This is a genomic window from Microvirga sp. KLBC 81, assembly GCF_003075415.1.
In the GTDB taxonomy this organism is placed as follows: Bacteria; Pseudomonadota; Alphaproteobacteria; order Rhizobiales; family Beijerinckiaceae; genus Microvirga.
The window spans coordinates 169853-187863 of the sequence record NZ_QDAH01000001.1 but is presented as its reverse complement, the minus strand read 5'-3'; the positions used below and the strand labels follow the sequence as shown (position 1 = coordinate 187863).

The 18011-nt window shown below is 63.6% G+C and carries 17 protein-coding genes; 6 read left to right on the top strand and 11 right to left on the bottom strand.

The annotated features are described in order from the left end of the window. Positions 1 to 335: 335 nt before the first annotated feature. A complete protein-coding gene (locus tag DC522_RS37145) occupies positions 336 to 749 on the bottom strand; it encodes a PilZ domain-containing protein (protein WP_116526808.1) in 414 nt (137 codons plus the stop codon). Positions 750 to 918: 169 nt separating this feature from the next. Here DC522_RS37145 and DC522_RS00910 point away from each other — a divergent pair, with 169 nt between their 5' ends. Continuing rightward, the gene (locus DC522_RS00910) at positions 919 to 1329 is read left to right on the top strand and encodes an OsmC family protein (RefSeq protein WP_116526807.1); all 411 of its coding nucleotides are present in this window, start codon (positions 919 to 921) and stop codon (positions 1327 to 1329) included. Positions 1330 to 1423: 94 nt separating this feature from the next. On the opposite strand, the gene mgrA is transcribed toward DC522_RS00910, so the two are convergent. After that, a complete protein-coding gene (mgrA, locus tag DC522_RS00905) occupies positions 1424 to 2473 on the bottom strand; it encodes an L-glyceraldehyde 3-phosphate reductase (RefSeq protein ID WP_116526806.1) in 1050 nt (349 codons plus the stop codon). Between the two features lie 178 nt (positions 2474 to 2651). Here mgrA and DC522_RS00900 point away from each other — a divergent pair, with 178 nt between their 5' ends. Further along, positions 2652 to 3116, top strand: coding sequence for a hypothetical protein (locus DC522_RS00900; protein ID WP_116526805.1), 465 nt, complete (start codon positions 2652 to 2654; stop codon positions 3114 to 3116). A gap of 204 nt (positions 3117 to 3320) precedes the next feature. Here the strand turns inward: DC522_RS00900 and DC522_RS00895 are convergent, their stop codons facing one another. From DC522_RS00895 to DC522_RS00880, 4 genes are all read right to left on the bottom strand, one after another. Further along, on the bottom strand, positions 3321 to 4361 hold the full coding sequence (locus tag DC522_RS00895) for a zinc-dependent alcohol dehydrogenase family protein (RefSeq protein ID WP_116526804.1): 1041 nt from the start codon (positions 4359 to 4361) through the stop codon (positions 3321 to 3323). A 150-nt stretch (positions 4362 to 4511) separates the two neighbouring features. Next, positions 4512 to 5327, bottom strand: a complete 816-nt coding sequence (locus DC522_RS00890; protein WP_116526803.1) for a hypothetical protein — start codon at positions 5325 to 5327, stop codon at positions 4512 to 4514. A gap of 90 nt (positions 5328 to 5417) precedes the next feature. Beyond that, positions 5418 to 5975 (bottom strand): 16S rRNA (guanine(966)-N(2))-methyltransferase RsmD, encoded by a 558-nt coding sequence (gene rsmD, locus DC522_RS00885; protein WP_116526802.1) that lies wholly within the window; start codon positions 5973 to 5975, stop codon positions 5418 to 5420. A gap of 13 nt (positions 5976 to 5988) precedes the next feature. Further along, the gene (locus DC522_RS00880; RefSeq protein ID WP_245443877.1) at positions 5989 to 7977 is read right to left on the bottom strand and encodes a pseudouridine synthase; all 1989 of its coding nucleotides are present in this window, start codon (positions 7975 to 7977) and stop codon (positions 5989 to 5991) included. A 55-nt stretch (positions 7978 to 8032) separates the two neighbouring features. Here DC522_RS00880 and DC522_RS00875 point away from each other — a divergent pair, with 55 nt between their 5' ends. Then, positions 8033 to 8461 (top strand): nucleoside deaminase, encoded by a 429-nt coding sequence (locus tag DC522_RS00875; protein ID WP_205769462.1) that lies wholly within the window; start codon positions 8033 to 8035, stop codon positions 8459 to 8461. Between the two features lie 244 nt (positions 8462 to 8705). On the opposite strand, the gene DC522_RS00870 is transcribed toward DC522_RS00875, so the two are convergent. Together DC522_RS00870 and purD are read right to left on the bottom strand one after the other, a co-directional pair. Further along, a complete protein-coding gene (locus DC522_RS00870; RefSeq protein ID WP_116526800.1) occupies positions 8706 to 9614 on the bottom strand; it encodes an alpha/beta fold hydrolase in 909 nt (302 codons plus the stop codon). A gap of 64 nt (positions 9615 to 9678) precedes the next feature. Further along, entirely contained in the window at positions 9679 to 10956 is a 1278-nt protein-coding gene (gene purD, locus DC522_RS00865; RefSeq protein ID WP_116526799.1) for a phosphoribosylamine--glycine ligase, read from the bottom strand. 370 nt (positions 10957 to 11326) lie between these two features. Here purD and xseA point away from each other — a divergent pair, with 370 nt between their 5' ends. The 3 genes from xseA (at position 11327) to DC522_RS00850 (ending at position 14933) form a co-directional block, all read left to right on the top strand. Next, entirely contained in the window at positions 11327 to 12901 is a 1575-nt protein-coding gene (gene xseA / locus DC522_RS00860) for an exodeoxyribonuclease VII large subunit (RefSeq protein ID WP_116526798.1), read from the top strand. A 9-nt stretch (positions 12902 to 12910) separates the two neighbouring features. Further along, positions 12911 to 14569 carry a hypothetical protein gene (locus DC522_RS00855; RefSeq protein ID WP_116526797.1) on the top strand — a complete coding sequence of 553 codons (1659 nt, stop codon included), beginning with the start codon at positions 12911 to 12913 and terminating at the stop codon, positions 14567 to 14569. Positions 14570 to 14720: 151 nt separating this feature from the next. Continuing rightward, a complete protein-coding gene (locus DC522_RS00850; protein ID WP_116526796.1) occupies positions 14721 to 14933 on the top strand; it encodes a DUF2093 domain-containing protein in 213 nt (70 codons plus the stop codon). A gap of 22 nt (positions 14934 to 14955) precedes the next feature. On the opposite strand, the gene lpxK is transcribed toward DC522_RS00850, so the two are convergent. The 3 genes from lpxK to DC522_RS00835 are packed head-to-tail and all read right to left on the bottom strand — an operon-like array spanning position 14956 to position 17995. Then, positions 14956 to 15969: a tetraacyldisaccharide 4'-kinase gene (gene lpxK / locus DC522_RS00845; RefSeq protein WP_116526795.1), complete on the bottom strand. Its 1014-nt coding sequence runs from the start codon at positions 15967 to 15969 to the stop codon at positions 14956 to 14958. Beyond that, entirely contained in the window at positions 15969 to 17258 is a 1290-nt protein-coding gene (locus DC522_RS00840) for a 3-deoxy-D-manno-octulosonic acid transferase (RefSeq protein WP_116526794.1), read from the bottom strand. Before DC522_RS00840 ends, lpxK begins: the two co-directional genes overlap by 1 nt. Beyond that, positions 17255 to 17995, bottom strand: a complete 741-nt coding sequence (locus tag DC522_RS00835; RefSeq protein WP_116526793.1) for a lysophospholipid acyltransferase family protein — start codon at positions 17993 to 17995, stop codon at positions 17255 to 17257. The genes DC522_RS00840 and DC522_RS00835 overlap by 4 nt, the downstream gene beginning before the upstream one ends. Positions 17996 to 18011: the final 16 nt, after the last annotated feature.

Sequence of the window (18011 nt, the reverse complement as noted above, 5' to 3'; positions counted from 1 at the left end):
ATTCATTCTCTGTCGTTCTCCCATTCGCTCACGGTCATGGAGGGGATGGGCTCCAGTGCATCCGTGCAGCCCATCCCCTGTTTGCCCCCACAGGCAGGACCTAGACGCCTTACATGACGCGGCAATGACATTGTGCGATTGGGCGCCCTGACCGAGGGATTTTGTCCCAGGGCCAGGGCGTATGCTGAATGTGAGAGACCACGACAGCAACTCGATGGTATTCCGCCCGAAAGGAGCGTCAACGATGCTGCGGTTCAGGATGCCTCGTCGCTGTTCATTTGGTGAGCAAAGATTGGACATTCTGTCGATCCGCTGCGCAGGAGCCGACAGTTCCGTCATTTCCTAAGATGCGAAGATGCTCGTTCGCGGGCAGGTCTGTCACGCTCCATTTCGACCAACACTCTCTCGGACACGGCCTCCGGTAAGCTGTGCTGCTGCGCAGTGTGGCGCACGAGGAATGACGTGTTCTCCGGTCGCTCCGTGGAGAGAGTGAAGGACACACCGGCGGAGTCGCCGTGGCGCCAGCACAGATGCGCACGATGAACCTGGAGATCATGAGCCGCGATGAAGAGATCGAAGTCTTCAGGCAATGGAATGTCCTGCCTGAGTAATATCCTCGCGCCGTCGGTCGAGATGTCCTCGACCGTACATGAGATCATTGCATCTGGGCCCAGCACGATCTTTGCAAGGTGCTGGGCGCGAAAACGTCTGGCGTGTCTGCGGTTATCGATTTGGCTGCGAGAGCCCATGATCCCGATCCACTCGATGCGACAAGGCTGTGCTTCGAGTTAATCCGATGTCCGTTGGTCTCTCAAACGATCTGGCTGGGTACTCAGAAATAGCCCATGCGCGGCCATAGGGTTCGGCACTGGCGAAGCATGAAGGACCCAGGCACATTCAGGCAGCAGGAGGTGCCCTATGACAGCCATGACAGTCAGGTTGCGCGGTATTCCGGGAACGGAGGCCTCCATCGGGTGGGCTGGCGTCCACTCCGTCGTCGTCGACCGCCCGGAGGGCAAAGCCGGCGGCCAGGGGCTCGGCTTCAATGGCGGTCAATTGCTGGGATTGGCGATCGGCGGATGCTTCTGCAACGATCTCTATTACGTCGCCCACGAGATGGGCATAACGCTGACGGCTGTTGCCGTGGACGTGACCGTGACATTCGACGGTACTCCGCTTCGTGCAACAGCCGCTGCTGTCGACATTGGTGTCGAAGCAGCCGATGAAGACGCTGACTTGGAGGCTCTTATCCAGAAAGCGCAGGAAACCTCCACCGTGAGCAATTCCATCTCGCGCGGCATTCCCGTCAGCGTCTCAGCTCGTTACTAGAGCTGTCTCCATTGGCATGGAATCAGCTCTCTTGTTTGCCGGGCCGCATTTTTTGACGGTGAACCGGAGCCACTTCACCGAAAAAGGCTCTGATCTACTTCCCGCGTGAAGGCCCTTCTCGCTCGGCCGATGCAGCCCAGATATTGAGGCCGCCGTCCATGGCATAGCGGTCGATCTCCGCCAGTTCCTCCGGCGCGAAGGACAGGTTCTTCAGCGCCCCCACGCAGTCCACCACCTGCTCAGGCCGGCTCGCGCCGATGAGCGCAGATGTGACGCGTCCGCCGCGCAGCACCCAGGCGAGCGCCATTTGTGCGAGCGTCTGCCCGCGCCTTTGTGCGATGTCATTGAGGCTGCGGATACGGGAGAGATTGTCTTCGGTGAGGAAGCTCGTTCGCAGCGATTTGCCTGCGGCGGCGCGGCTGCTCTCAGGGATGCCGTTGATATATTTCGTCGTCAGCATGCCCTGTGCCAGCGGCGAGAACACGATGGAGCCCATGCCGAGGTCATCGAGCGTGTCGAGCAACCCATCTTCCTCGATCCAGCGATTGAGCATGGAATAGCTCGGCTGGTGGATGATGCAGGGTGTCTTGAGTTCGCGCAGGATGGCAAGTGCCTCGCGGGTGCGCTTCCTGTTGTAGGAGGAGAGGCCGACATACAGCGCCTTGCCCTGACGCACGGCGGAATCGAGCGCCATCATGGTTTCTTCCAGCGGCGTCTCGGGATCGAAGCGGTGCGAGTAGAAGATGTCGACATAGTCGAGCCCCATGCGCTTGAGGCTCTGGTCGAGGCTGGAGAGCAGATATTTGCGGCTGCCCCATTCGCCGTACGGTCCCGGCCACATGCGATAGCCCGCCTTGGTGGAGATCACCAACTCGTCGCGCAAGCCATGAAATTCGCTGCGCAGGATCTCGCCGAACAGCGTCTCCGCTGAGCCGGGAGGAGGGCCGTAATTGTTGGCGAGATCGAAATGCGTGATGCCCAGATCGAAGGCCGTGCGGCAGATCTCCCTTGCGGTGGCCGCCGACTTGTCCTCACCGAAATTGTGCCAAAGCCCCAGCGAGATCGCGGGAAGCTTCAAGCCGCTCCGCCCGCAGCGATTGTAGATCATCTCGTCATAGCGAGTCGTGGCGGGCTGATAGGCCATGGCTTCCTCCAGGAGTTCTTTGCGCGGCAGGCTGGCACAGGGAGCATAGCTGTGTCGAGAGAGGTGAGAATCCAAGTCCACAGGCAGCTTTGCTTTAGCAAGAAGCCCTTTGCTGCGGCGAACTATTCCTATGGGCCAGAGTTACCGGGTTGCCCGATGCTGCGATCGGAGGACCCTCATGAACAAATTGTCGTGGAGCCCTGTTCTGCTGGGAACAGGCATTCTCACCGCACTGATGGGGTTGGCATTGGGTGGTGGTGGGATCTGGCTGATCCTCCTGGGAGGTTCCTGGTACTATCTCCTCGCAGGCCTCGGCTTTCTCCTGACGGCTTATCTGCTTGTGACGGCGCGGCCTGCTGCTCTGTGGGTCTTTGCCCTTGTTGTGGCCGGCACCCTGATCTGGTCCCTGTGGGAGGTCGGCCTCGACTGGTGGCCGCTCGGCGCGCGAGGAGGCGTGGTCTTTCTCCTCGGTCTCTTCCTGCTGACTCCATGGGTACGGCGCGCCCTGAGAACGGGACCAACCGATGCTGCCGCTCGCGACGTCCCCACACGCGTCTCTGCCTTTCGCGGCGCAGGCTTGCCCCTGAGTGCAATCCTCGGTCTGTCGCTCGTGGTTGCGGTCATCTCGTGGTTCACAGAATGACGCACGACTGAGGGTACCGCGCCTGAAGTGCGCGTGCAGGTTCCGCCTGACGTTGGGCGTTCCCGCTGATGAGTGGCATGTCTAAGCCCGCATCGTTTATGGACGGCAATATCTGCTCGTCGTCGCCGGTGGTCATGGTTCGCTCGGCACGAAGGCAGGCGATTACGTGATTGCCTATGCGCTGCCGAAATTGCGCTTAAGCAATCAGAACTGCGTGATCACGCTGATGCCGAGCCCTTCGAACTTGTCCATGTTCATGAGAGCGGCAGGCGCTTCCTCGAGGCTGATCCTCTTGCCGACGAGTTTTTGCGGCGCGAGCTTGCCCGTCTCGATCATGTTCATCATGGCCTGGTAGCGGAAAGCCTGCATGCCGTGGCTGCCGAGAATTTCGAGCTCCCAGCCGATCACACGATCCATGGGAATCTGCGGCCTTGAGTGGTCTCCCAGCATGAGTCCGACCTGAACGTGGCGTCCCCGACGGCGCAGATTGGCAATCGAGTTGAAGCAGGTCGTCGGGTGCCCCAGCGCATCGATGGACACATGCGCGCCGCCTCTCGTGATCTCTCGCACCGCCTCGACGACATTGCCGACGTCGCGCGCATTGATTGTCGCCACGGCACCCATCTGCCTTGCGAAATCGAGCTTCTCCTGCGTGAGATCGATGGCGACCACGTTCGCGCCCATGGCGCTGGCGATCATGATGGCCGACAATCCGACGCCGCCGCAGCCATGCACAGCCACCCAGTCTCCGGGCCCCACGCGCCCCTGGTCGACGATGGCGCGGAAGGACGTGACAAAGCGGCAGCCGAGGCTCGCAGCCGTCTCGAAATCGAGGTTTTCGGGCAGCGCCACGAGGTTCGTATCGGCGTAATCCACCGCCACGTATTCCGCGAAGGATCCCCAGGCCGTGAAGCCCGGCTGGAACTGATGCTCGCAGACCTGATGGTTGCCGGAATTGCACTCGAAGCAATGACCGCATCCGCCGACGAACGGCACCGTGACGCGATCACCCTTCTTCCAGCGCGTCACTTGGCTCCCGGTGGCGAGAACCGTGCCCGCCAGTTCATGCCCCGGCACATGCGGCAGCACCACATCGGGGTCGTGCCCCATCCATCCGTGCCAGTCGCTCCGGCACAACCCCGTCGCCTCCACCTTGATCACGACGCCTTCGTCCGAGGGGGTCGGATCAGGCACGTTTTGTACGCGGGGCGGCTGACCGAATTGCTCGAAGAGAACGGCTTTCATAGGATGCCTCTCATGCGCGTGGGAATTGATAGGCGCGGTATAGCGGACGGATTCCGCGGGAGCAAATGCAGCAACTGCAACACGGGGGCACCCTGACGAGCAAGGGAAGACCTTCACCTCTGCGAGTTGCCGGTCATTGCGGCAGGCAACCTAAAACTTGATGGCTGGCAGAGAGCTGACAAAGTTTAGCTGAAGTTTGCAGTCCGGTTCGCTCATGCCGATCACGCCGCTTGCGAGATCTTCTTCCGAGATGGGCATAAACTGCGATCTTCGGTAGGACCAGTTGTACCAATCAAAACCACTGTCGCTCTGGATCACAAGAACAGAGTGAAAGCTGAAATGCAGATGGTCTTTAGAAGGAGCCTGCATGGCCAGGCCGCTGAGATCGAACAGGCTGCCAACCTGCCTGTAACCGCCGAAGCGATTGCGGGAAACTTGGAGACAATAAGGTCGCTCAGCAGCGATCTTTTCAGCATTCCAGGCAACGAGACCTATATTCGCGCACGACCAGGTCAGAAGTGCGATAACAAGGCATCCATTAGAGATGAGGATGCTTTTTCTGTAGAACTGAATTGTGCTGAAATCTTCCACTATCCAAGGGCCTAGTCCTACAAGCGTCAAGTCGACAAAAATGCCGATGATAGCGAGTATCAACCAATCAATTTTCTCGAGTCCGGTCGCTATATTAAGCACAAGTACGAGAAGGAAGGTCAAAACAGCATGTAGAAGGATAGCGTGGCGGACCTTGGTATAGATCTCAGTGGGGTTTCTCGATCGAGGGAGCGCCGACCACACGAATGTGCTCACAGGCGCGAAGAACAGGAGACCAATGGCCCCTGACTTATTTGCGGCTCCCCAAGAATCGACTGAATGGATGAACCAAACAAGTTGATACATGGCGAAGGCGCATAAACCGCATCCCAGGAGCATCCGGGCGCGTGCAAGCCAGTTCGAGATCAAGCTCATCGAGAAGATTGGGCAATACCTTCGTTCTGACCCCACCTTGCCATATTGTTATTTTATAGCAAGTAAAATCCTGGATCTTAGTCCTGGATTTCAGCTAACAAACCTACCGAACACCACCTTTGTCTCTCCGTAATCGCGCCGCTCGATTTCCTCGAAGCCTTCGGGCAGCGTGACGTCGACGCCTTGCGCTTCTTCCACGATGACGAGCGCATCGGGCGTGAGCCAACCGCCGTCTGCGCAGGAGCGCAGCGCTTTCGGCGCGAGGTCCTTGCCGTAGGGCGGATCGCAGAACACGACGGAGAAGGGCGCGTTGGGCGCGGCGTCGCCCATGCGCGTGGCATCGCGGCGGAAGAGGCGGGTCGCGCCACCGGCGCCGAGCGCTTCCACATTCTCGCGGATGATGCCGCGCGCCTGCGCGCCGTCGTCCACGAAGAGCGCGAAGGATGCGCCGCGCGAGAGCGCCTCGAGGCCCATGGCGCCGGTGCCCGCGAACAGGTCGAGCACGCGCGCGCCCTCGATGGGGTCGTCGTAGCCATGTTGCAGAATGTTGAAGATCGTCTCGCGCAGGCGATCCGAGGTCGGGCGAATGGAGTCCGAGCTCGGTCCCTTGAGCGAGCGGCCGCGCCAGCGCCCGCCCACAATTCTCATGATCTAGACCTCATCAGCGGCGACCGCGCGGGCCGCCTTTCGAACCGCCCTTCGAGCCACCTTTGAAGCCGCCCTTGGATGCGCCTCGCGGGCCTCCCTTGAAGCCACCGCCGCCACCACGGGGGCCACCACGCGAAGGTCCTTCGCCCCGCGGAGGGCCACGGCGCGGACGCTCGTCGCCTCCCTCACCACGAGCGCGGAACGGACGATCACCTTGGCGCGCGCGCGGACGATCCTCGCCACCCTCGCGAGAGCGGAAGGGACGCTCGCCTCCCGCACGACGCGGACGTTCACCCTCATCACGGCGGGGGCGGCCTGCACCGGCGTCACGGCCACGACGGGCGGGCGCCGCATCGCGGTCGTCGCGACGACGGGGACGGTCCTCGCCGCGGGCTGCGCCACGGCCCTTGCGCGGTGCGGGAGCCTCTTCTTCCTGCGGCTGGCGCACGAGGCGCTCGACGACGACCTTGCGGCCCTCGGGCGAGGCGATGGCACCGACGCGCTCACGCGGACGTTCCGCGCTGGCGGCGCGCGCCTCACGCGGATCGGCGCCACGGCGCGGTGCTTTCTTACGCGGAGCATCCTCGTCGGACTCGCCGGCGCGCCAGACGCTCGTCTTCACATCGAGACGGGAAGGACGCTTCTTCGGCTCTTCCTCCTCGCGCTCGTAACGGTCTGCGCCACGGCTGCGGAAAGGCTTCTCGTCATCGCCCCGGCGGCGCGGGCGCTCGTCCCCGTCACGACCGAAGCGGGCAGGGCGCTCCTCCCGCTCCTCGCGGCCTTGACGTTCTTTCTTCGACGAGCCGAAGGGCGCGATGGGCTCGCGCACAGGGCTTTCGAAATCGACGCCGGCTTCGGCGGCAAGCGCCGCGCCGAGCTGGTCCTTCAGAACCTTCGTCTTCACTTCCTCGACGAGACCCTGCTCGAGATCGCCGAGCTGGAACGGGCCGAAGGACATGCGGATCAGGCGGTTCACCTGCAGGCCGAGATGTTCGAGGATGCGCTTGATCTCGCGGTTCTTGCCTTCGCGCAGGCCCATCGTGATCCACACGTTGTCGCCCTGCACCCGGTCGAGCCGCGCCTCGACGGGACCGTACTCGATGCCGTCTATGGTGATACCGTCGCGGAGCTGATCGAGATCGGCCTGCGTGATGTCGCCGTGGGCACGCACCTTGTAGCGGCGCAGCCAGCCGGTATCGGGATGGGCGATGACGCGGGCGAGACCGCCATCATTGGTGAGCAGCAGCAGGCCTTCGGTGTTGATGTCGAGGCGGCCCACCGCCACCACGCGGGGCAGATCCTCGGGCAGGTTCTCGAACACGGTCGGGCGGCCTTCCGGGTCGCGGGCCGTGGTCACGAGGCCGCGCGGCTTGTGGTAGAGCCACAGGCGCGTGCGCTCCTTGGTGGGCAGGGGCTCCCCATCCACGGTAATCTTGTCGGCAGCCGTCACGTTGACGGCGGGGCTCTCCAGAACCTTGCCGTTGAGGGTCACGCGGCCTTCCGCGATCATGGCCTCCACATCGCGGCGGGAGGCGATGCCCGCACGGGCGATCACCTTGGCGATGCGCTCCTCGGCAGGCTCCTGAAAGGCCTCGGCTTGAACCTCAGGACGCTCCTCGTGCTTGCGGCGAGGGCGATCCTCTGCCGAGCGGTCGAAGCGGCGCGGGCGATCATCGCCGCCACGGCCACGGAAGGGGCGGTCCCCGTCCTCACGGCGGGCGCGGAAGGGCCTGTCGCCCTCAGGCCTGGGACGGCGGGGGCGCTCGTCGTTGTCGCGGCTGCGGAACGGCTTGTCGCCGCCTGTGCGGGGCTTGCGGGGGCGATCGTCCTCGCCCCGGGCGCGGAAGGGGCGCTCGCCGCCCTCGCGGGATTTGCGGAAAGGCCGGTCACCGGAGGTGCGGCCGCGGTCGGAACGTCCCGAGGAACGGCCCTTGCGATTATCGTCGTTGCTGTCGGTCATATGAGCCTGATAGCAGAGGAAGGGAACAGAAGCGAGCGACATGAACAACGCCGATCACAACCCGCCCGATCCCAAGGGAGACCCCAAGGGAGATCCGATGAGCGTGGCCTTTGCAGAGGCCCGCGCCGCCGCCGCGCGCGGGGAGGTGCCGGTGGGGGCCGCCATCGTCAGGGACGGCCGGGTCGTCGCCTCGGCAGGCAACCGCCCCCGTGGGATGCGGGACCCCTCCGCCCACGCGGAAATGCTGGCCATTCGCCTAGCCTGCGAGGCCTTGGACGACGAGCGGCTTTCCGGCTGCGATCTTTATGTCACCCTCGAACCCTGCACCATGTGCGCGGGCGCGATCTCCTTCGCCCGGATCAGGCGGGTCTATTACGCGGCCCACGATCCGAAGGGTGGGGCCGTGGACAACGGCGTGCGCTTCTTCGATCAGCCCACCTGCCATCACGCGCCGGAAGTCTATGGCGGCATCCGCGAAAGCGAGGCGGCAGCTTTGCTGAAGGAGTTCTTCGAGGGGAGGCGATAGAGGTTTTCCTTGTCATAGCCGGGCTTGTCCCGGCTATCTCGGCCTGGAAGAGCGTTGCGCTTTCGCAATCGGGATCACCGGCACTAGCGCATCGTGCGGAACCGAAGGGCCGCGTCAGCGAAAAGTGGACCCGGTTTTCCGCTCCGAACGATGCGCTCCTCAGAGAATGAGCATCGGATGCGTCCCAAAAGTGCAGGTCCACTTTTCACGTCCGATGCTATAGGCCGGTGATGACAGTGGAGGTTCAGGATTGCAGAAAAGCCTGCAGCGCCTCCAGCGTCGCGCTGGGGTTCTCCTCCGCCACGAAATGCCCCGAGGTCACGCCCATCCCGTGCGCGTTCGGTGCGAAGCTCCTTTGCCAGATCTCCAGCGGATGTTGAGCGTGGCCGACGGGGCCGCTGACGAGATAGAAGTCGCTCCAGATCAGATAGGTCGGACACTGGATCCTTTTGCCTGCCGCGAGATCCGCTTCGTCAGCCTCGATGTCGCGTGTCGCGCCGGCCCTGTAATCCTCGCAGAAGGCGTGGATGCGCGTGGGTTCGTTGCAGCTCTGCCAATAGGATTCGATCGCGCGTGGATCGAACGCATCGAGATCGCCGGCTGCCGACCAGGCCTTCATCAATCCCTCGAAGTAGGGAATCGGATCGCGCGTGATTTCCTCTTCCGGCTTCGGATAGGGTTGCGAGAGATAGCCCCAATGCGCTTCGGGAATCTTGCCCGCCTTCATCTGCTCCCACACGTGATAGGTCGGCAGGATATCGAGAAGAGCCAAGCGCTCCACGCGGCCGGGATGATCGAGCGCCAAGCGGTAGCCGACGCGCGCTCCGCGATCATGGCCCGCAACAGCGAAACGCACATGGCCCAAGGCTTCCATGACCCGGATGACATCCTGGCCCATGGCGCGCTTCGAATAGGTTTCGTGCTTCGCATCACCCTTCGGTGCCACGGACCAGCCGTAGCCGCGCAGGTCCATGCACACGACCTTGTGCGTCTCGGCGAGCGCTGGCGCGAGGTGATGCCACATGACATGCGTTTGCGGAAAGCCGTGCAGCAGCACCACCGGAGGGCCGTCGCCCTTCGAGCGCGCGAAAATGCGCCCGATATCCGTGTCGATCCAGTGGCTCTCGAATCCGGGGAAGAGTTCGTTGCTCATGGAAAGGCCGCTCGCGGGTTGTGGAGATGAGGCCTTCCTGAACTTAGGGGAGGCGAGCCGATTGTCAGCCCCGCTCACGCTCCACGGCGCGCCAGCCGATATCGCGTCGGCAGAAACCCTCCGGCCAGTCGATCCTGGAGACGGCCTCGTAGGCCTTCGCCTGCGCATCGGTGATCGTCTCACCGAGAGCGGTCACGTTCAGCACGCGTCCGCCATTGGCGACGATCCTGTCGCCATCCTGCTTGGTGCCGGCGTGAAAGACGATAACGTCGTCCAGCATTTCAGCTGCGTCGATGCCGCGGATCTCGGAGCCTTTTTCCACGGATCCCGGATACCCTTTTGCCGCCATCACGACCGTGAGAGCAGCCTTGTCGGACCATGTCAGGGAAACGCTGTTCAGCGTGCCGTCGCATGCCGCGAGAAACGCCTCGACGAGATCGGAGTTGAGGCGCGGCAGAAGCACCTGAGTCTCGGGATCACCGAGGCGGGCGTTGTATTCGATCAGCTGCGGCCCATCCTTCGTGAGCATGAGGCCGGCATAGAGAATGCCCTTGTAGGGCATGCCGCGCGCCGCCATGCCCTTGAGCGTTGGCTCGATGATCTCGGCGATAACCCGCGCCTGCAGCTCGGGGGTGAGAATGGCGGCAGGCGAATAGGCGCCCATGCCGCCGGTATTCGGCCCCTTGTCGCCATCGAACACGCGCTTGTGGTCCTGCGCCGTGCCGAAGGGGATGGCCGTCGTTCCGTCGCAGAGCGCGAAGAAGCTCGCCTCCTCGCCCTCGAGAAAGGCCTCGATCACCACTTCGGCTCCGGCAGCCCCGAGCCCGCCGCCGATCATCATGTCGATGGCGCTTTCCGCGTCCTCGAAGGACAGGGCGACGACCACGCCCTTGCCGGCCGCAAGTCCATCCGCCTTCACGACGATGGGCACGCCGTAATTGCGCACATAGGTCTTGGCGGTCTCGGCATCGGTGAAGCGCCGGTAGGCGGCGGTGGGAATGTTGAACTCGGCGCAGAGATCCTTGGTGAAGGCCTTCGAGCCCTCGAGCTGGGCGGCGGCCTTGCTGGGGCCGAAGGCCTTGATGCCGGCAGCCGTCAGGTCGTCCACGAGGCCCGCCACCAGGGGCGCTTCAGGCCCCACCACGACGAAGCCGATGGCCATCACGCGGCAGAATTCGATCACGGCCTGGTGGTCGGACACGTCCAGGGAAACATTGGTGCCGTGTTGCGCCGTGCCCGGATTTCCGGGGGCGATAAAGAGCTTGCTGCAATGGGCGCTGACCGACAGGGAGCGCGCCAGGGCATGCTCGCGCCCGCCGGAACCGATGAGAAGAATGTTCATGCCTTCAAGCCCTCCGTGGAGACGCCTGCGCTCTTAGCGCATCGTGCGGAAAAGTGGATCCGGTTTTTCGCTCTAGACGATGCGCTCTTCTAGAAAGGAAGCATCGGATCGATCCCAAAAGTGGATTCCACTTTTGGGTTCGATTCTCTAGCGGCTGAAAGGCCTTTCGCCTACCCCGAAAAGCACAGGCCGGAACCGTCGTTTCGATTTCCCCGCAGCCGTCCTGCGGAGAGGAGGCGGCTCATCCCCGGGGCTGATTTCCGCCTGCGTCGTTCCGGCAGTGGACAAGCAGAGCTTCGCTGCGGATTGAGCCCGTTCATCGGCCCTCCTGGCCTTGGCAGACCCGGGGCGGAGCGATTAGGTTCTCCTCATGTTCGCAGAAAAAGTTCCCTCCAACGCCCACGAATGGTCGGTCTCGGACCTCGCGGGCGCTCTCAAGCGCACCCTTGAGGATGCCTTCGGTTTCGTGCGCCTGCGGGGCGAGGTGTCGGGCTACCGCGGGCCCCATTCCTCGGGCCATGCCTATTTCTGCCTGAAGGACCAGAATGCCCGCATCGATGCGGTGATCTGGAAGGGCTCCTTCGCCAAGCTCAAGATCCGCCCCGAGGAGGGGATGGAGGTCATCGCCACCGGGCGCATCACCACCTTCCCGGGCTCGTCCAAATATCAGATCGTCGTCGACACGCTGGAGCCCGCCGGCATCGGTGCCCTCATGGCACTGCTCGAGGAGCGCCGCCGCAAGCTGACGGCCGAAGGGCTGTTCGCGGCCGAGCGCAAGAGGCGGCTGCCGTTCCTGCCCAAGGTGATCGGCGTCGTCACTTCGCCGACGGGCGCGGTGATCCGCGACATCCTCCACCGGCTGGAGGATCGCTTCCCGCGCCATGTTTTGGTCTGGCCCGTGCGCGTGCAGGGCGACACCTGTGCTGCGGAAGTGGCCGCCGCCATTCGCGGCTTCAACGCCCTTCGGCCCGGCGGCAGGGTTCCGCGTCCCGACGTGCTCATCGTCGCGCGCGGCGGCGGCTCCATCGAAGACCTGTGGGGTTTCAACGAAGAGATCGTGGTGCGCGCGGCTGCCGAGAGCGAGATTCCGCTCGTCTCCGCGGTCGGGCATGAGACCGACACGACGCTCATCGATTATGCCGCCGATATGCGGGCGCCGACGCCGACGGGCGCTGCCGAGATGGTGGTGCCGGTGCGTGTCGAGCTCATGGCCAGTGTCAACGATCTCTCCCGTCGCCATACGGAGACGATGCTGCGTGTGATCGAGCGCCGGCGTTCCGATCTGCGTGCCACGGCACGCGCGCTGCCGACGCCGGAGGCGTTGTTCTCGCCCAAGCGCCAGCGGCTCGATCTCGCGGCGACGAAGCTCTATCCCGCGCTCTCGCGCAATGCGCGCGGACACGAGGAGCGGTTGCTCAAAGTCGCGCGCCAGCTCGCCCATGTGTCACCGGTCGCGAATGTGGCGCGCATGCGCGCCAGGCTCGATGCGGTCGGCTCGCGTCCCTACAACGCGGTCTGCCGTCTGGTGACGTTGCGCGAGGAAACCCTCAGGCAGATCGGGCGCCGTCTCGTCGTCTCGCGCGAGGCGCTGCTGCGGGCGGAGCGTACACGCATCGCGCAATCGACCGAACTCACGCAGCGCGTGGCCGAGCGTCTGGTGCCGGCTCTGAAGGGGCAGATCGCGCGCAAGGCCGACAGACTTGAGGCGGTGTCGAAGCTCTTCGACAGCCTGAACTACAAGTCGGTGCTCAAACGCGGTTTCGCACTCGTACGCGATGCGGAAGGCCAGCCCTTGCGCTCGGCGGATGCGGTGCTCGACGGGCAGGCGCTCGTGCTCGAATTCGCTGACGGCAAGGTCGATGCCACGGGCGGCCGCATCGGATCACGGCCCAAACCTGCCAAGCCGAAGCTCGTTGCGACGGAAGAGCAGGGCGCTCTGTTCTAACGGGCTGCAATGTCTCAGGGCCTGTCACCTTCTCTGAAGAAGTTCGGTCTTCGGACCTCGCAGGCCTTTGTCGCTGGTGTGAGCGCTCTTCTTTTCGTCGTCCTGGTCGGACAGCTCATCATGGCGCTCTCCGGCCCACTGACTTTCGACGACGCCTACATGTTCTACCGCTACGCTCTCAACCTTGGAGAGGGCAGAGGGTTGTCGTGGAACCCTGACGGGGTGCCGACATACGGGCTGACCAGCCGGCCTTGGGCGCTCGTCATTCTTCCGTTCACATGGCTGCCTCTGCAGGCCGGCGCTGCTCTGCAGATCGCCTCCTGGATGACGGGAATGGCTGGTTTGGCGCTTGTTGCATTCACGGCTCTGCGTCACAAAGATCAGCATGAATGGAACAGGAAAGCCGTCGCACTGAGCGTCCTGTTCCTCGCGGTCAATCCTGCTTTTGCCTTCCAGCTCACGACCGGCATGGATACCATGCTGTCTTTCCTGGCCAATGCAGCCTTGATGCTCGCGCTGCTCGGGTATCTCGCACGCCCGCGCCTCCGGCAGGCTTTGGCAGTCGGGCTCGTTGCCTTCACGGCCGTTCTGATCCGCCCGGACAACGCCCTTTGCGCCCTGGGGGCTCCGCTCATGGCCTGGGCGCTCAAGTCCGGAGGCGAGCGCAGGCTCGACTTGCTCGGACTCATTTGTGTGCCGGCTCTCTTGATCGGCTTGGATCTTGTCGTCTCCCGCTGGTACTTTGGCGTGCCTCTGCCGCTTGGCTTCTATGCGAAATCCGCCCGAGGCTATGTTGGGTTCCAGAACCATGAGAACCCGATCCGCTATATGCTCGCGGCTGCCCCTTGCACCGTGCCGTTCCTGGCGCTCGCCATCGCGGGCCTCTCGTCCAGGCAGCGGTATCTGCTCGCGGCTTGTCTCATCCCTCTTGCTGCGACAGTGACGTACCTGTTCACGGTGCGGCAGGTCATGGGGATGGCAGGTCGATACTACATCCCCTTTCTTCCCTATCTCGCCGCGCCTGCCCTCCTTTCAGCCGGCGCTGCCTGGGCTCGAGATGGCAAGACAGCATACCGGACCTTCATGAAAGCGCTGACGGCCGGTCTCCTGCTGTTTGCTGCTTTGATTGCCGCTTCAGGAATGCTCGAGAAAGCGTATCTCAAGAGGACACTGCCGCGTCCCGTTTCTATGCCGGCACTTCCCGTGACGGCGAGCGAGCCTTTGCCATCCGTGCCGTGGTTCGAGGCGATCACCCGGCTTGCAGAGGATGTCGCCGCCGACCTTCCGTCAGATGCAATTCTCGCAGCATCAGAGGTCGGCTATCTCGGCGCCTCTGCCCCACACGTAACCCTGATCGATCTTGTCGGCCTCAACGACACCGTCATTGGCCGCAACGGCTTCTCCTTCGATGATCTTCTCGCTCGCGCACCGGATCTCATCTGGCTTCCCCATTGGGACTACACGGGCTTGCGAGCAGCTATTCTGGCGGATCCGCGCTTCCACGATCGGTATCAGGTCATCGTCGGCGCTTTCAATTATGGTCTCGCCATACGGCGTGACAGCCCCCATCGCGTGCAGATCGAGAGCAATATTGCGCAGGCATGGACGAAGCTCTATCCCGCATACGGGATGAAGGATTTTGTCGTCCATACCCCTTCCGGTTTCTAACCGTCGCGTTTGGTCGCCTCATAGTCCAAGTCCTAAACTTGGCCGTTCTTTGGCCGCCGGACAGCCAGGAAGCGATCTCTGATTGAACGCAGCCCTACGTTTGCCTATCTGGAGAACAAGAAGCGGCTTTCGGAATGGATGGCACCCTGACATGAACAGGCATGAGCGCAGCGGCGGTGAGGCCGTCGTACAATATCTCGACAGCAACCTTCGGGTGATCAAACCTGGGGCTTTCGTCCGCTGCGCCGTGACCGGCGAGGCCATCCCGCTCGATGAGCTGAAGTATTGGAGCGTGGAACTGCAGGAAGCCTATGCCTCGCCGGAAGCGGTGATGATGCGCATCACGGGACAAAAAGCCCCATAACGGCGAAGGCCATTGATCGTTTTCAGGAACGGCGCAGACGTCGGTCGCTGATCTTGCGCAGCACGAAATTGCGCAAGGCCGCTTCGTCTTGAAGCTGAAGGCGCACCGGCAGAACCATCAGGCCTTCCCAGGCGCCCGAGCCGTTCAGGCCTGTGATCCGCACGAAGTCCTTCTCCGTCGTGACCGCCAGAAGGCCTCGCTCTTCAGCCTCTCTGCGAAGGCTGTCGAGATCGCTCCTGTTGTAGGGGTGGTGATCGGGGAAGGCGCGGGGCTCTTCCACAATCGCCCCACAGGCGCGCAAGGTATCAAAGAATTTTTCCGGTCGTCCGATGCCTGCGAAGGCCAGAACCTTCTGGCCATTCAGCTTCTCGGCCAGCTTCCGATCGGGCACGAGACTGCCTTTGAAAACGCGCCTGCTCAGGACAGCCGCCTGACACGCCACGGCTTCGCCGGGCTCACCTTCCCCGATCACGAGAACCGCATCGACCGCAGGCCATTGCGCCTCCATCGGCGCACGCAAGGGGCCTGCAGGCAAGGGCAGTCCGTTGCCGATGCCGGTTGCTCCATCGACGATGGCAATCGCACAGTCTTTCTGGAGAGACGGGTTCTGCAGCCCGTCATCCATGATCAGCACGGTGGCGCCGATCTCATGAGCCAGGCGCGCGCCTGCCGGACGATCCGCGGACACGACAGCGGGGGCCATGGCCGCGAGAAGAATGGGTTCATCGCCGACTTCGAGCGCCTTGTGGTGCAGCTGCACCTGCACAGGACCTTTGAGCCTGCCCCCATAGCCGCGCGACAGGAAGGCAGGGCTCTCGCCAGCCGCGTCCAGAAACTCCGCAATAGCCAGGGCTGTGGGAGTCTTGCCGGCACCACCTGCGGTGAAATTGCCGATGCAGACGACCGGAAGATCCGCACGCTCGCCTTGCCTCTTCATCCGGCTTCCGGCGACTGCGCCGTAAACGAGACTTGCCGGACGTAAGATGTTCGCGAGAAGCGAGGACCTCCTCTGCCACCAGAAGGAGGGGGCGCGCATCAGCGTCGCGCCCCGAGCTTCGCCTGCACGATGAACGGCTCGATGGATTGCATCGTGCGTTCCACTGCGCCACCGAGAGCCTGCACGGACTCTCCGGCGGCGCGGGCCATGTCGCGGGTGAGTGCCGTATTGGTCAGAAGTTCGCTGACGGCTCGCGCAAGCGCGGTGCTGTCCTTCACCATCAAGGCGCCGCGCGCGAGATCAATCGTGTGATAGACGTCCTCGAAGTTGTGAACGTGAGGGCCGTGCAGGATCGCTGCCCCGAGCTTCGCAGGCTCGATGGGATTTTGCCCGCCATGAGCAACCAGCGATCCACCCATCACCACGATGGGAGAGAGGCGATAGAACAATCCCATCTCGCCCACCGTATCCGCCACATAGACATCGGTTGCACGGTCAGGGTGAATGCCCTCCGAGCGGCGGCCGGCACGCAAGCCTGCCTGTGCGGCGATGGCCGCAACCTCCGGTCCACGATGGGGGTGGCGGGGTGCGATGATGGTGAGCAGGTGCGGGTGCCTCTTGGCGAGCGCCCGGTGCACGGCGACGATCACGCCTTCCTCTCCCGCATGGGTGCTGGCGGCAAGCCACACAGGACGGCCTGCAATGAGGCCGGAGAGATGCGCCACGACGCGCGGATCGGCCGGAGGAGGAGCCGCATCGAACTTGAGATTGCCCGTCATGACGACGCGAGGCGCGCCGAGGCGGGCGAGCCGCTCCGCATCGTCCTGGGTCTGGGCCAGGCACAGGGCAAAGCGCTCGAGCAGGCTCCGGATGATGCCCGGAAGTTTCTGCCAGCGCTGGAACGAGCGGTCCGACATGCGTCCGTTGACCATCACGAGAGGAATATGCCGCTCGTCGAGGGCCATGACGGTGTTGGGCCAGATCTCGGATTCCGCAATGAGGGCAAGATCCGGCTGCCAGTGATCGAGGAAGCGCCGGATATAGCGCGGCACGTCGAGGGGCATGAACTGATGCACCGCGCCAGGGGGCAGGCGCCGGGCGATCAGGGAGGCCGAAGTGCGGGTGCCGGAGGTCACGAGGACCGCGAGGCCGCGCTGGGTCAGGCGCTCGACCACGGGCAGCAGGGACAGGGTTTCGCCGATGCTGGCGCCGTGCACCCAGATCAGGTGGCCCTTCGGCCTCTGGCGGCTGGGATAGCCCTGGCGCTCGCCGAGACGCGTACGATCCTCGCGCCCTTTCCGCTGGCGCCACAGAAGAAGCCCGAGAACGGCGGGCTCCATCAGGGCGGTGGCAGTGCGATAGGCCTTGAAGAGGACCGGGGTGCTCATGCGCGCGAGCCTCCTGCAAGGGCCGGAGCCGCTTTCGCGCCAGGATCTTTTGAGCCCACAAGGGCATAGGCCCGCTCATGCACGGCATCAAGCTCCCGCTCCACCTGCTGGCGGAAGGCTTCGAGCGCATCGGCATCCGCATCGCGGGGCACATGCACCGGCTCGCCCAGCACCATGGCGCCGCGCCCGAAGGGCAGGCCGATGCTCGCCTTGTCCCAGCTGTTGAAATCGATGCGGCGGCTCGTGACCACGGCCACCGGCACGATGGGGCGGCCTGACATCTGCGCCAGAGTGACGATGCCCTGGCCGCAGACCCGCGAGATCTTCGGGATGTCGGCCGTCATCACCACCATCTCCCCGCTCGCCAAGGCTTTGAGCATGCCGCGCATGGCCTGGACGCCGCCCTTTTTACGGATGTCGCGCCCCCGCGCGCCCGAACCCCGGATGGCCCGGATGCCGAGATGGCCCAGGGCAATGGCGTTGAACTCTCCGTCGCCGGAGCGGGAGACGAGACTCGCCGCGCGGTCCTGGGGGCGCTTGGCGAAGTGGATCATGAAATGCTGCCCGTGCCACATGGCGGCGATCACGGGCATCCGAGGGCCGATCCGGTCATAGGCATCCGCCGGCTCCATGACGAACCGGTTCGTGCGCTGCACGAGCTTGAGATAGCTCGCGACCAGGAAACCCAAGGTCTCCTGGACCGGCCGCGAGCGCGCGATGCGTTTGACGAGACCCATCGTGGCCTTGAAGGCT

Bases quoted from the DNA above. Each gene is read 5' to 3' on its own strand.
- DC522_RS37145 (WP_116526808.1), bottom strand. From the start codon at position 749: ATGGGCTCTCGCAGCCAAATCGATAACCGCAGACACGCCAGACGTTTT.
- DC522_RS00910 (WP_116526807.1), top strand. From the start codon at position 919: ATGACAGCCATGACAGTCAGGTTGCGCGGTATTCCGGGAACGGAGGCC.
- mgrA (WP_116526806.1), bottom strand. From the start codon at position 2,473: ATGGCCTATCAGCCCGCCACGACTCGCTATGACGAGATGATCTACAAT.
- DC522_RS00900 (WP_116526805.1), top strand. From the start codon at position 2,652: ATGAACAAATTGTCGTGGAGCCCTGTTCTGCTGGGAACAGGCATTCTC.
- DC522_RS00895 (WP_116526804.1), bottom strand. From the start codon at position 4,361: ATGAAAGCCGTTCTCTTCGAGCAATTCGGTCAGCCGCCCCGCGTACAA.
- DC522_RS00890 (WP_116526803.1), bottom strand. From the start codon at position 5,327: ATGAGCTTGATCTCGAACTGGCTTGCACGCGCCCGGATGCTCCTGGGA.
- rsmD (WP_116526802.1), bottom strand. From the start codon at position 5,975: ATGAGAATTGTGGGCGGGCGCTGGCGCGGCCGCTCGCTCAAGGGACCG.
- DC522_RS00880 (WP_245443877.1), bottom strand. From the start codon at position 7,977: ATGTCGCTCGCTTCTGTTCCCTTCCTCTGCTATCAGGCTCATATGACC.
- DC522_RS00875 (WP_205769462.1), top strand. From the start codon at position 8,033: ATGAGCGTGGCCTTTGCAGAGGCCCGCGCCGCCGCCGCGCGCGGGGAG.
- DC522_RS00870 (WP_116526800.1), bottom strand. From the start codon at position 9,614: ATGAGCAACGAACTCTTCCCCGGATTCGAGAGCCACTGGATCGACACG.
- purD (WP_116526799.1), bottom strand. From the start codon at position 10,956: ATGAACATTCTTCTCATCGGTTCCGGCGGGCGCGAGCATGCCCTGGCG.
- xseA (WP_116526798.1), top strand. From the start codon at position 11,327: ATGTTCGCAGAAAAAGTTCCCTCCAACGCCCACGAATGGTCGGTCTCG.
- DC522_RS00855 (WP_116526797.1), top strand. From the start codon at position 12,911: ATGTCTCAGGGCCTGTCACCTTCTCTGAAGAAGTTCGGTCTTCGGACC.
- DC522_RS00850 (WP_116526796.1), top strand. From the start codon at position 14,721: ATGAACAGGCATGAGCGCAGCGGCGGTGAGGCCGTCGTACAATATCTC.
- lpxK (WP_116526795.1), bottom strand. From the start codon at position 15,969: ATGCGCGCCCCCTCCTTCTGGTGGCAGAGGAGGTCCTCGCTTCTCGCG.
- DC522_RS00840 (WP_116526794.1), bottom strand. From the start codon at position 17,258: ATGAGCACCCCGGTCCTCTTCAAGGCCTATCGCACTGCCACCGCCCTG.
- DC522_RS00835 (WP_116526793.1), bottom strand. From the start codon at position 17,995: ATGGGTCTCGTCAAACGCATCGCGCGCTCGCGGCCGGTCCAGGAGACC.